The organism is Tardiphaga sp. (genome assembly GCF_044340795.1).
In the GTDB taxonomy this organism is placed as follows: domain Bacteria; phylum Pseudomonadota; class Alphaproteobacteria; order Rhizobiales; family Xanthobacteraceae; genus Tardiphaga.
In genome coordinates this window covers 1-11,437 of sequence record NZ_JBIISY010000193.1, presented here as the reverse complement: position 1 = coordinate 11,437, position 11,437 = coordinate 1, and the positions used below count along the sequence as shown (strand labels likewise).

Sequence of the window (11,437 nt, the reverse complement as noted above, 5' to 3'; positions counted from 1 at the left end):
TACTGAGCCGGATCATCGTTCCCCGATCCAAGGGCCAGGGGCGCGACGACATGACACGGGGCACGGGTTTCCCGCCCCGTCCAATGTCCGGCCGATGAATCAGAGATCACCAGCAGACATCGGACAGCGGCCGGGTCAGGACGGGCTATCGGCCCTCCTGCAGCCGGGGCGGCTCACCGAGGTCGTCGATATCGGCGCCAATCCCATCGACGGTGATCCGCCCTACAAGAGCATGATGCAGCAAAAGCTCTGCCGCGTGACCGGTTTCGATCCGCATCCCGCTGCGATCGCCGAGCTTGCGAAGCGCAAAAGCCCTCAGGAAACCTATCTTCCCTATGCAGTCGGCGACGGCGCAGAACACACACTCAATATCTGCCGCGGTATCGGCTTCGCCAGCCTGCTGCAGCCCGAAGCGAAGACGCTGACGCATTTTCCGAACTTCAGCGAACTTGGCCGCGTCATCGAACGGCTTCCCCTGCAGACCCGTCGCCTCGACGAGATCGCTGAAATCAAGGCCATCGATCTCCTGAAGATCGATATCCAAGGTGGCGAACTCTCCGTCTTCCGGAACGGGCGGAGCAAGCTCGCGAAGGCGGTTGCCGTTCAGACGGAAGTCTCGTTCGTTCCGCTCTACGAGAAGCAGCCGGTGTTCGGCGATATCGACCTCGAACTGCGTGGGCTCGGCTTCGTGCCGCACGCATTTACAGCGATCAATAAGAAGATGATCGCCCCCATGCTCGGCCCAGACCCCGCAGCCGCTATCAATCAGCTTGTCGAGGCCGACGTTGTCTATGTCCGTAATTTCATCGACGCGGAAGCGATGGATAGCGAGCAGCTCAAACATCTCGCGCTGATCGCGCATCATTGCTACGGCTCGTTCGATCTGGCCTTGAACTGTATCCATCACCTGGCCGCCCGTGGCGCGATCCCACCCGACGGCAAGCACCGCTATGTCGGCCAGTTGCAGGCACAACGACCGAAAGTGGCAGGAACAAGACTTTAAACGCCTGCCGATCAGGCGTATTATTGCCGAAGCGCCCTCACGCGCGCTGCATCACGCTCCCAGCCATTCCGTCCTGGACAGTCCTGCGGGTTCATCCATGTTGTCTCGGCGCCGCCTCGTTCTGACCGCCGGCCTGGTCGTCGCCTGCCCGGCCGTGCTGCGCGCTGCGCCACTGAAGTTGCGACTGGCCCATGGATTGCCAGCGACGCATCCGGTGCATCCGGCCATGCAGCATTTTGCCGATCTCGCCCGCGAGCGCTCACAGGGTGAACTCGACATCACGCTGTTTGCCGATGGCCAGCTTGGCCAGGAGAGCGACCTGATCTCGCAGGTGCAGGCGGGCAAGCTGGATTTCCTCAAAGTCAGCGCCAGCCTGCTGGAGCGCTTCCACCCCGCCTACAAGGTGCTCAACCTGCCTTTCACCTTGCGCGATCGCGATCATTGGTTGCGGGTCACGAGCGCCGATGTCGGCCGGGATATTCTCGCAACCACGACGCCGGCCGGGCTCGTTGGTCTGACCTATTACGACGCCGGCGCGCGCAGCTTCTACGGCAACAAGCCGATCAATCATCCCGACGATCTCAGGGGCATGAAGATCCGCATCCAGCCGTCGATCACCATGACAAAATTGCTGCAGCTATTCGGCGCACAAGGCGTCGAGCTCGCCTGGAGCAATGTCTATGTGGCGCTGAAATCCCGCGTCGTCGATGGCGCCGAAAACAGCGTCGTGGCACTGATTGTTGGCCGGCATGGCGAGGTGGCGACGCACTATTCCTTCGACGAGCACACCATGATTTCCGATGTGCTGCTTGTCGGTGCCGAACGGATGAATGCCTTCACACCGCGCCAGCGCGATATTCTGCGCGAGGCCGCCACGGCGTCCTATCATCACATGAATAAATTGTGGGAGGCCTTTGAGGAGAAGGCGCGCGCCGACGTGCTGCAGATGGGCGTGACCTTTGTCCGCCCGGACAAGGCGCCGTTCATTGCGAAAGCCGCGCCCCTCGCCGACCTCTATGCCGGCGAGGATGCGTCACGTGTGTTGCTGCGCAGGATCGCGCAGACCTGACGCCTATTTCACGCCGAGCAGTTCGACCTCGAAGATGAGGGTCGCATTCGGCGGAATGACGCCGCCGGCGCCACGAGCGCCATAGCCGAGATCTGGCGGGATGATCAGCGTGCGCTTGCCGCCAACCTTCATGGTCGCGACACCTTCGTCCCATCCCTTGATGACGCGGCCGGCACCGATCGGGAATTCGAACGGCTCGTTACGATCCACCGAGGAGTCAAATTTCTTCGTCTTCTGGCCGTTCTCGTAGAGCCAACCCGTATAGTGCATCACGCATGTCTGGCCGCGCGTCGGGGTCGCGCCGGTACCAACTTGGGTGTCTTCGATCTTGAGGCCTGAGGCTGTGGTCATGGTTTTTCCTGCGGCTTGCGCCGGCTTGGTTTGAGCAATGGCTGCGGACTGGGAGACATCGGACGCTGCGATCACGCCGCACACGAGAGCGGAAACGGCAACGACGCGGGGAAGGCTTCTCATGGTATGTCCTGCAGGCTGGATGGGCGGGAACCCAGCTATGCCCCGTGATGGCGACCGTGTGCAAGGGCACGATCAGTGGGGGCGGTCTGCACCGCTGGCGAGCTGCGACTTGAAATTGCCCAATAAACGCTTGGCCAGCGCTTCAGCATCCTCGCGAGTGGCCTCTCGCTGCAACTGCTCCGTCCACGACGTCGGAGGCTTGAGCGAAAAGCTGCGGAAAACGCGATCGAGTGCTGCCTGCATTGAAAACTCCCGGTAGCTACTGCAAACCCCTCGCATCGGAGAAGGTTCCGGTCAGTCATACGGATGACGGAGGAGGTTCAGTGTCGCACTCCCGGCCCTCGCCCCTGTCGAGGTCCGATCAACTGCCCCGTTCATGGCGAATTGCGGACGGTTGCGAGTCGAACTCATGACACCCGAGAACGCCGGTAACCGCCGAGGCCGACGCCATATGGCCCGAATCTGTCCCCAAGCACCGTCACGCAATGCTGGTTTTCGCAATTTGTTGATGCATAGCAGCGCCGCGCGCTGTAAACCGCTGCGGTGTTTCGGCCCGTCCGGCAACTGCCCGACCTGCGGCCGAAACCAACCCAACCAACCTCTAAAGAGAAAGCGACAAGGCCTCGTTCATGAGCGGATTCAAATCACCCAGCTTCGCCGACCGTCAAAAGGCCGCTCAGGACGCACGCAAAAATATTCTGGCCAAGTTCAAGTCAGCGCCGGGCGTCGATGATCCGGAAGTGAAGGCCCGTATGGCCGAGCGCGCCGCTCAGGCCGCTGCCCAGGCCGAAAAGAAAGCTGCGCGGGAAGCTGAAAAGGCCGCCGAGAAGCTTCGCGCAGCCGAAGAAGCTGCTGCCGAGGTCGCTCGTATCGCCCGCGAGAAGGAAGAAGCAGAGGCCGCGAAGGCCGTCCTCGAGGCCGAACAGAAGGCTGCCCGCGACGCACGCTATGCGGCTCGCAAGGCCCGGAAGAAGTAACAATATACCACGATCGAAACGCTGAACGGGCTGGTGCTTTGCACCGGCCCGTTCCTGCTTTCAGCAACGTGCCTATCGCGGTGCCTATCGTGCCTTGGCGTTTAGTGCGGACGCCACGCGGCTGACGGGCGGACGGCCAATCACCTGGGCGATCCCATTGGTGGCGGCGAGCAGTCTGGCCATATCGACGCCGGTTGCGATCCCCATGCCCTCGAGCATGTAGACGACATCCTCGGTACCGACATTGCCCGTGGCGCCGGGTGCGTAGGGGCAGCCGCCCAGGCCGCCCGCAGCGCTGTCGATCACGCGGCAGCCCTCTTCCAGGCCGGCATAGATATTGGCCAGCGCCTGGCCATAGGTATCGTGAAAATGCATCGCCAGACGGTTCATCGCGACGGTCCCGGACACAGCCCGGAGCAATTCGCGCGCCTTGGTCGGCGTGCCGACACCGATGGTGTCGCCCAGCGAAACTTCGTAGCAGCCGAGATCGGACAGGGTCTTCGCCACGTCTACGACAGCCTTTGATGCGACCTCGCCGTCATAGGGACAGCCGAGCACGCAGGAGATATAGCCGCGCACCCGGATGCCATCGGCTTTGGCGCGTTCGATCACCGGCTTGAAGCGCTCGATGGATTCCGCAACCGAGCAATTGATATTGGCGCGCGAAAAACCTTCGGACGCCGAGGCGAACACGGCGATCACTTTGGCGCCGACAGCCTTTGCGCCCTCATAGCCCTTCTCGTTCGGCACCAGAACGTGGAATTCGCCGGGCAGATCGCCGACGCCGCGAAACACCTCGTCGGAGCCCTGCATCTTCGGGACCGCCTTGGGCGAGACGAAAGAGCCGACCTCGATCGTATGCAGCCCCGCTTCGAAAAGGCCACGCGCAAACGCGATGCGGTCGGCGACGCTGACCTGTGCCTTCTCGTTCTGCAGGCCGTCGCGCGGCCCGACTTCAATGATCCGAACCTGATCGCTCATTGCATTCCAATCTACATATCCTGGGAAGATCAGGCAGCCGGCTCGATTTCTGCGAGCTCGGCGCCTTCTCCAACGACGTCACCGACCTTGCATTTAAGCTGCTTGAGCACGCCCGCAAAGGGCGCGCGCAGGGTCTGCTCCATCTTCATGACTTCGAGTGTCAGGATGGCGGCGCCTTTCTCCAGCACGGCGCCCTCCTCGGCCAGCAACGCCACAACCGTGCCGGGCAGCGGCGCAACGATCTTGTCTTCGCCGGTGGTTTCCTCGTCGTCGCCGCCGAACGGATCGACCCAATGCAGATCGAAACGCCCATTGCGCGTACGCACATAGAGTTCATGGCCCTCGACGATCGCGGTGATGCGCGAACGCACGCCGTCGAGCGTGAGGTCGATCAGACCATCGCCGGCCGCTGTCGAGGCATATGCCAATTCGCGGTCGCCGATGACGAGCGACGAGGACCCGCCGCCATAGCGCAGCGTCACCGGCCATTCATCCTGCCCGCGCTTGAACCTGAACAGGCGATTGCGCCGGCCAACGGGCATCCAGCCGGCAGTCTGCCACGGCGACGGCTCGCTTTGCGCGGCAGCCTGCTCGCTGGCGATGATACCTGCAACAGAAGCCGCCAGTTCGAGATCGCTGACAGCGCTGGCGCCAGTAGTCAGAGCGCCGAGTTCGCGCTCGATAAAACCCGTCGTGACCTTGTTGGCGCGCACGTCCGGATGCGTCACCAGTTTCGACAGGAATGCCGTGTTGGTGATGATGCCGCGAATATCGGTTTCATCAAGTGCGCGGCCGAGTGCATCGATGGCCGTCGCCCGGGTCGGCGCCCAGGTGATGATCTTGGCCAGCATCGCATCGTAATTCGGCGACACCATATCGCCGGCGCGATAGCCGGCGTCGATGCGCAGGCCGCCAATATCCGTCGGCATGCGCCACGCGCTGATGCGGCCGACCGACGGCATGAAGTTCTTGTCGGGATTTTCGGCATAGACCCGCGCCTCGATGGCGTGGCCATTCAGCTTGATCTGGTCCTGCTTCAGCGGCAGCGCCTCACCGAAGGCGACGCGGAGCTGCCATTCGACGAGATCAACGCCTGTGATCAGTTCGGTGACGGGATGCTCGACCTGCAGGCGCGTGTTCATCTCGATGAAGAACACATCCTTGCCATCGGAGACGAATTCGATGGTACCGGCACCGACATAATTGACGGCGCCTGCCGCCTTTCGCGCGGCAGCGCAGACAGTCTCGCGCTGTGCGTCATCGAGCGTCGGCGACGGCGCTTCCTCGATCACCTTCTGATGGCGGCGCTGCAGCGTGCATTCGCGCTCAAACAGTGACAGCAAATTGCCATGGCTGTCGCCAATCACCTGCACTTCGATATGGCGGGGATTGTCGACATATTTTTCGATCAGCATGCGATCGTCGCCGAACGCTGCCTTGGCTTCGCGCTTGGCGCTGACGATGGCCGGGGCAAGCTCGTCGGCCGAACGCACCACGCGCATGCCGCGGCCACCACCGCCGGCCGATGCCTTCACCAGCACCGGGAAGCCGATCCTGTTCGCGGCATTCGCGAGCGTGTCGTTATCCTGCGCATCGCCGTGATAGCCAGGCACCAGCGGCACGCCGGCCTTCTCCATCAGCGCCTTGGAGCCCGACTTCGAGCCCATGGCGGTGATCATGTCGGCGGTCGGGCCGACAAAGATCAATCCGGCATCGGCGCAAGCCTGTGCGAACTCTGCACTTTCAGAGAGGAAGCCATAGCCGGGATGAATTGCCTCCGCGCCGCTGCTTTGCGCAGCAGCCAGAATGCGCGCGATGTTGAGATAGCTGTCGCTGGCGCGCGCCGGACCGATGAGGACGGCCTCATCGGCTTCGGCGACATGCAGCGCATTGGCATCGGCCTCGGAATAGACAGCGACAGTGCGCAGGCCCATGGCACGTGCGGTGCGGATCACGCGGCAGGCGATCTCGCCGCGATTGGCGATCAGGAGCGTGCGGAAACGGCGATAGATGGCTTTGGTCATCGATTTCGCCTCACATCCGGAATAGGCCGAAGCGCGTCGGCTCGACCGCCGCATTCGCAGAAGCGGACAGGCCGAGGCCGAGCACGAGACGCGTATCGGCGGGATCGATCACGCCGTCGTCCCATAGCCGCGCCGTCGCATGATAGGGGCTGCCTTGGGTCTCGAACTGATCGCGGGTCGGCTTGCGGAAGGCTTCTTCTTCCTCGGTGGACCACGTGCCGCCCTTGGCCTCGATGTTGTCGCGGCGGAGTTGGCTCAGCACCATCGCGGCCTGCTCACCGCCCATCACCGAGATACGTGCATTCGGCCACATCCACAGGAAGCGCGGATTATAGGCACGTCCGCACATGCCGTAATTGCCGGCACCGTAGGAGCCGCCGACCACGACCGTGAATTTCGGCACGGCCGCCGTGGCCACCGCCGTCACCAGCTTCGCGCCATCACGCGCGATGCCGCCGGCCTCGTATTTCTTCCCGACCATGAAGCCGGTGATGTTCTGCAGGAACACCAGCGGGATATTGCGCTGGCAGCAGAGCTCGATGAAATGCGCGCCCTTCAGCGAACTCTCGCTGAACAGGATGCCGTTATTGGCGATGATGCCGACCGGAAAGCCCCAGATATGCGCAAAGCCGGTGATCAGCGTGGTGCCGTAGAGCTTCTTGAACTCGTCGAACTCGGAGCCGTCGACGATACGCGCGATGATGTCGTGCATGTCGAACGGTTTGCGCGCATCGGCGGGAATGACGCCGTAGAGTTCTTCGGGAGAATACAGCGGATCACGGACGGGCTGCAGATTCCATGCTGCGCGCTGCGTCGGCTTGAATGTCGCCGCGATCTTGCGGGCAAGGCCGATCGCATGTGCGTCGTTCTGCGCATAGTGGTCGGTGACGCCCGACTGTCGCGAATGCACATCGGCGCCGCCGAGCTCTTCGGCAGACACCACCTCGCCCGTCGCTGCCTTTACCAATGGCGGACCACCGAGGAAAATCGTGCCTTGGTTGCGTACGATGATGCTCTCGTCGGACATCGCCGGCACATAGGCGCCGCCCGCGGTGCAGGAGCCCATCACCACGGCGATCTGCGGGATGCCCTGTGCCGACATCTGCGCCTGATTGTAGAAGATGCGACCGAAATGGCGTTCGTCGGGAAACAGCTCGTCCTGCAGCGGCAGGAAGGCGCCGCCGGAATCCACCAGATAGATGCAGGGCAGATTGTTCTGCCGCGCGATGTCCTGCGCGCGCAGATGCTTCTTCACCGTCATCGGATAATAGGTGCCGCCCTTGATGGTCGCGTCATTGGCGACGATCATGCATTCGCGGCCGGACACGCGCCCGATGCCGGTGATGATGCTGGCGGAATGGACGTCACCGCCATAGAGGCCGTTGGCCGCCAGCGGTGAGAGTTCGAGAAACGCTGTGCCGGGATCGATCAGGAGATCGACGCGCTCGCGGGCCAGCATCTTGCCGCGCGCAGTGTGCTTGGCGCGGGCCGCCTCGCCACCCCCACCGGCCACGGCACCGAGCTTGTCCTTCAGCTCGGCGACCTGCGCCTGCATCGCTTCGATGTTTCGTTTAAACTCAGCCGAACTGGTATCGAGCGTTGAGCGAAGGGCCATCGGCTCCCGTTTCCTGCAAATCCGTTTCTTGTTTTGCCCGGCCCTCTGGACGGGGCACGGGATCGTGTCATTGCGCGGGAGGCCCGCGCAACCCTAACTTTGGGCGGGATGCCCGGGAGGCGCCGGACTGGTCAGTGTGACCACGGCTCCTGGCGTCCGAAGGCAAAATTGTCGGAATAGGCGACTTTGCGCTCGATCCGGCCCTGCGGCTCGATCACCTGATAGGCAATGCCCTCGCGCTCGCAATAGGCGACGGCGTCTTCCTTGGTGTCAAAATGCAGCGAAAGCTGCTGCTTCATGTCCGTCGACGAGGTCCAGCCCATCAGAGGCTCGATCACCCGGGCCTGTTCCGGCTCGTAGTCGAGCTGCCAGTCGCGGGTCTTGGCCATGCCGGACTGCATGGCGTTCTTGGCGGCCTTGAAGATACGTGCGGTCATGGCTTGCAACGGCTTTCGAAGATGCGACACTGCGACAATTTGGTGAAAACGACGCCGCTGATATATCCACGTGTCACGAAAGATATACCGCGATTCCGTCGCTGGACGGCTTTCAAGGTGTATATTCGGTCCCCGGCATCGTGACAATCGGGGCCCGAAACTGGCTATCTGACCTTCGCATTCCGCGTCTCCCAAGGTTTCTCCCCTCCGGCCTCCGAAGCGGTCCCCATGGAAATCCACGCCACCCTCCCCCCCAAAGGCCGAGACCTGCGGCTGGACCTGTTCCGTGGCATCGCCAACTGGGCGATCTTCCTGGATCACATCCCGGACAATGTGGTGAACTGGGTCACGACCCGGAACTACGGCTTTTCGGACGCCGCGGACCTGTTCGTCTTCATCTCCGGCTACACCGCCTCCTTCGTCTACGCCAAGATGATGCTGGAGCGTGGGTTCATCGTCGGCGCCACACGCCTGACCAAGCGCGTCTGGCAGCTCTATGTGGCCCACGTGATCCTGTTCGTGATCTATATCGCGGCCATCGGCTGGGTGGCTCAACGCTACAACGATCCCGACATCATCAACGAATTCAACGTCGCCGGGCTCGTGGACAATCCGATCCAGACCCTGACCAACGGCCTGCTGCTCAAGTTCAAGCCGCTGAATCTCGACGTGCTGCCGCTCTACATCGTGCTGATGGGCTTCTTCCCGCCGGTGCTGTGGATGATGCTGCGCAAGCCCGATTTGACCATGCTGGCCTCGCTGGCGCTGTATTTCGCCGCACGCCAGTTCGGCTGGAACCTGCCCGCCTATCCCTATGGCACCTGGTATTTCAACCCCTTCACCTGGCAGCTGCTGTTCGTGTTCGGCGCCTGGTTCGCCCTCGGCGGTGCGCTGGAATCGCGCTCGGTGATCCGCTCGAAGCTGCTGCTCTATTTCGGCATTGCCTATCTGCTGTTCTCGCTGGTGATGACCATGGCCGGGCGCTTCCCCGACTATGGCCACATGATCATGCCGACCTGGCTGTTCGACGCCTTTAACCCGAACGACAAGACCAACCTCGCGCCCTATCGCGTTCTGCATTTCGTGATCATCGCCTTCTTCGTTACACGCTTCGTGCCGAAGGAATGGAAGGGTCTGGAATGGCCGGTATTCCGACCGCTGATCAAATGCGGTCAGCAGTCGCTCGCAGTGTTCTGCGTCGGCGTGTTCCTGTCCTTCGTCGGCCACTTCCAGCTGATGATGTCCTCCGGGTCGTTCCTGGCCCAGCTCTTCGTCAGCGTCGCCGGCATCACGATCATGACCCTCGTGGCCTATTACATCTCGTGGTCGAAGAAGCAGGACAAGCCGCTGCCGAAGCCGGCACCGGCCGACGCCGCCAAATCGGCGGAAACGCCCACCAAGGCGGCGGAATAGCCACCGCCAGCGGACGTCAGATCAAAGATCGGGAAATGTTGGGGCTGATGGTCGGGGCACGAGGATTCGAACCTCGGACCTGCGGTACCCAAAACCGCCGCGCTACCAGGCTGCGCTATACCCCGCCAATGCGGTGTCGATACACGCTTACGGTGGGGGCAGCAAGGCTCCTCCGGAGCTTATTTGCCTAACGTTTCCTGAAAAGGGGATGCACGACCTGATCGCCCTGGGCAATGCCGTATTTGCGTGCGGTCCCGGCGATCACCTCGAGCACCGCCTTCGCCGGACCGCCGGACGAAACGATCCGCGTTGAATGCGGCTCGGTATTCTCCGCGATCCGCGTGATGCGGCCGTCGGCACCGATGAAGATCATGTCGAGCGAGATATAGGTGTTCTTCATCCACATCGAGATGGTCTGTTCGGGCGCAAAGTCGAACAGCATGCCGCGGCCATCCGGCAGTTCCTTGCGATACATCAGCCCGGTGGCGCGCTCCTCGTCGGTTTTTGCCATCTCCACGGAGAACATCCGCATGCCGGACTTTGTTGCGATTTCCAGCGGCTGCAATTCGGCGGCGTGTGATGCCTGAGACCACAGCAGCGACGAGCCGACCAGCAAGCCAGCCAGCAAGAGCAGACGCGCCAGAAACGCGCCACGAAGCGGAGAAGAAAGAGCGTAACGGGTGAAGCCGGTCATCGATGGATTCCAGGAGCAACCCGAGCGACGTGCCGGGCGCGCGAACCCTATCCTGCTCGAGGCGCACAAGGCCAGAGCAACGCGCCGCACAGGCGCGTGAAGTCGAACGTCATTGGAGGTCCGCGAGACAGCTGCCCGCTTCGCCGGCGATTTAGTGCGACGAGAATCCGGGCGTACCGCCCTCGGGCTGGATCTCGGCAGCCATCATGCCCTTCGATCCCGGCCCATAGCGAACCAGCACATATTGACCGGGGCGTAATTCGGTCATGCCGTAACGGCGCAGGGTTTCCATGTGAACGAAGATGTCCGGCGATCCCTCGCCACAGCTCAGGAAGCCAAAGCCACGCAGCCGGTTGAACCACTTGACCTGGGCCCGCTCCAGACCGCTGGTCGGTGTGACGGTCACATGGGTGCGCGGCGGCAGCATCTGCGCCGGATGGATCGCTGTCGATTCGTCCATCGAGACGACGCGGAAGGCCTGATAGCCCTTGGAACGCTGCACGCATTCGACAACGATGCGTGCCCCCTCATAGGCGGTCTGGAAACCATCACGGCGCAACACGGTGACATGCAGCAGCACATCGGTCGAGCCATCGTCCGGGATGATGAAGCCATAGCCCTTGGATGCATCAAACCATTTGATGACGCCGCGGACCTCGACGAGATCAACCGCAGAACCTTCATTCGCGAACGGATCGACAGAGGTTCGCTGTGCGCTGCCGGGGTTCTCGCCCGACGGACGCGGCGCTC

At 62.3% G+C, this 11,437-nt stretch carries 12 protein-coding genes and 1 tRNA gene; 4 read left to right on the top strand and 9 right to left on the bottom strand.

Features of this window, described 5'->3' with window-relative positions; translation table 11 throughout:
* Positions 1–94 precede the first annotated feature (94 nt).
* Positions 95–1,003 (top strand): FkbM family methyltransferase, encoded by a 909-nt coding sequence (locus ACIQ17_RS24785; protein ID WP_398471917.1) that lies wholly within the window; start codon positions 95–97, stop codon positions 1,001–1,003.
* Positions 1,004–1,100: 97 nt separating this feature from the next.
* Positions 1,101–2,072 (top strand): TRAP transporter substrate-binding protein, encoded by a 972-nt coding sequence (locus ACIQ17_RS24780; protein ID WP_398471916.1) that lies wholly within the window; start codon positions 1,101–1,103, stop codon positions 2,070–2,072.
* A gap of 3 nt (positions 2,073–2,075) precedes the next feature.
* On the opposite strand, the gene ACIQ17_RS24775 is transcribed toward ACIQ17_RS24780, so the two are convergent.
* Together ACIQ17_RS24775 and ACIQ17_RS24770 are read right to left on the bottom strand one after the other, a co-directional pair.
* Positions 2,076–2,546 carry an FKBP-type peptidyl-prolyl cis-trans isomerase gene (locus ACIQ17_RS24775; protein WP_398471915.1) on the bottom strand — a complete coding sequence of 157 codons (471 nt, stop codon included), beginning with the start codon at positions 2,544–2,546 and terminating at the stop codon, positions 2,076–2,078.
* 72 nt (positions 2,547–2,618) lie between these two features.
* Complete coding sequence (locus ACIQ17_RS24770; protein WP_398471914.1) at positions 2,619–2,789, bottom strand: hypothetical protein; 171 nt, start codon at positions 2,787–2,789, stop codon at positions 2,619–2,621.
* A gap of 386 nt (positions 2,790–3,175) precedes the next feature.
* Here ACIQ17_RS24770 and ACIQ17_RS24765 point away from each other — a divergent pair, with 386 nt between their 5' ends.
* On the top strand, positions 3,176–3,523 hold the full coding sequence (locus ACIQ17_RS24765) for a DUF6481 family protein (RefSeq protein ID WP_398471913.1): 348 nt from the start codon (positions 3,176–3,178) through the stop codon (positions 3,521–3,523).
* A gap of 84 nt (positions 3,524–3,607) precedes the next feature.
* Here the strand turns inward: ACIQ17_RS24765 and ACIQ17_RS24760 are convergent, their stop codons facing one another.
* From ACIQ17_RS24760 to ACIQ17_RS24745, 4 genes are all read right to left on the bottom strand, one after another.
* Positions 3,608–4,504 carry a hydroxymethylglutaryl-CoA lyase gene (locus ACIQ17_RS24760; RefSeq protein WP_398471912.1) on the bottom strand — a complete coding sequence of 299 codons (897 nt, stop codon included), beginning with the start codon at positions 4,502–4,504 and terminating at the stop codon, positions 3,608–3,610.
* A 29-nt stretch (positions 4,505–4,533) separates the two neighbouring features.
* Entirely contained in the window at positions 4,534–6,528 is a 1,995-nt protein-coding gene (locus tag ACIQ17_RS24755; protein ID WP_398471911.1) for an acetyl/propionyl/methylcrotonyl-CoA carboxylase subunit alpha, read from the bottom strand.
* A 10-nt stretch (positions 6,529–6,538) separates the two neighbouring features.
* Positions 6,539–8,143, bottom strand: coding sequence for a carboxyl transferase domain-containing protein (locus ACIQ17_RS24750; protein WP_398471909.1), 1,605 nt, complete (start codon positions 8,141–8,143; stop codon positions 6,539–6,541).
* Positions 8,144–8,274: 131 nt separating this feature from the next.
* On the bottom strand, positions 8,275–8,580 hold the full coding sequence (locus tag ACIQ17_RS24745) for an ETC complex I subunit (RefSeq protein ID WP_398471907.1): 306 nt from the start codon (positions 8,578–8,580) through the stop codon (positions 8,275–8,277).
* A 228-nt stretch (positions 8,581–8,808) separates the two neighbouring features.
* On the opposite strand from ACIQ17_RS24745, the gene ACIQ17_RS24740 reads away from it, so the two are divergent.
* Entirely contained in the window at positions 8,809–9,993 is a 1,185-nt protein-coding gene (locus ACIQ17_RS24740) for an OpgC domain-containing protein (protein ID WP_398471905.1), read from the top strand.
* Positions 9,994–10,041: 48 nt separating this feature from the next.
* On the opposite strand, the gene ACIQ17_RS24735 is transcribed toward ACIQ17_RS24740, so the two are convergent.
* The 3 genes from ACIQ17_RS24735 to ACIQ17_RS24725 all read right to left on the bottom strand — a co-directional run.
* Positions 10,042–10,118: transfer RNA gene (locus tag ACIQ17_RS24735), tRNA-Pro, on the bottom strand.
* A gap of 62 nt (positions 10,119–10,180) precedes the next feature.
* Positions 10,181–10,687: a DUF192 domain-containing protein gene (locus tag ACIQ17_RS24730; protein WP_398471904.1), complete on the bottom strand. Its 507-nt coding sequence runs from the start codon at positions 10,685–10,687 to the stop codon at positions 10,181–10,183.
* Between the two features lie 151 nt (positions 10,688–10,838).
* The coding region (locus ACIQ17_RS24725) for a cold-shock protein (RefSeq protein ID WP_398471903.1) at positions 10,839–11,437 on the bottom strand (599 nt) is incomplete at its 5' end.

What these genes read in the sequence shown, in the direction of transcription:
- ACIQ17_RS24785 (WP_398471917.1), top strand. Translation starts at nt 95, where the DNA reads ATGAATCAGAGATCACCAGCAGACATCGGACAGCGGCCGGGTCAGGAC.
- ACIQ17_RS24780 (WP_398471916.1), top strand. Translation starts at nt 1,101, where the DNA reads ATGTTGTCTCGGCGCCGCCTCGTTCTGACCGCCGGCCTGGTCGTCGCC.
- ACIQ17_RS24775 (WP_398471915.1), bottom strand. Translation starts at nt 2,546, where the DNA reads ATGAGAAGCCTTCCCCGCGTCGTTGCCGTTTCCGCTCTCGTGTGCGGC.
- ACIQ17_RS24770 (WP_398471914.1), bottom strand. Translation starts at nt 2,789, where the DNA reads ATGCAGGCAGCACTCGATCGCGTTTTCCGCAGCTTTTCGCTCAAGCCT.
- ACIQ17_RS24765 (WP_398471913.1), top strand. Translation starts at nt 3,176, where the DNA reads ATGAGCGGATTCAAATCACCCAGCTTCGCCGACCGTCAAAAGGCCGCT.
- ACIQ17_RS24760 (WP_398471912.1), bottom strand. Translation starts at nt 4,504, where the DNA reads ATGAGCGATCAGGTTCGGATCATTGAAGTCGGGCCGCGCGACGGCCTG.
- ACIQ17_RS24755 (WP_398471911.1), bottom strand. Translation starts at nt 6,528, where the DNA reads ATGACCAAAGCCATCTATCGCCGTTTCCGCACGCTCCTGATCGCCAAT.
- ACIQ17_RS24750 (WP_398471909.1), bottom strand. Translation starts at nt 8,143, where the DNA reads ATGGCCCTTCGCTCAACGCTCGATACCAGTTCGGCTGAGTTTAAACGA.
- ACIQ17_RS24745 (WP_398471907.1), bottom strand. Translation starts at nt 8,580, where the DNA reads ATGACCGCACGTATCTTCAAGGCCGCCAAGAACGCCATGCAGTCCGGC.
- ACIQ17_RS24740 (WP_398471905.1), top strand. Translation starts at nt 8,809, where the DNA reads ATGGAAATCCACGCCACCCTCCCCCCCAAAGGCCGAGACCTGCGGCTG.
- ACIQ17_RS24730 (WP_398471904.1), bottom strand. Translation starts at nt 10,687, where the DNA reads ATGACCGGCTTCACCCGTTACGCTCTTTCTTCTCCGCTTCGTGGCGCG.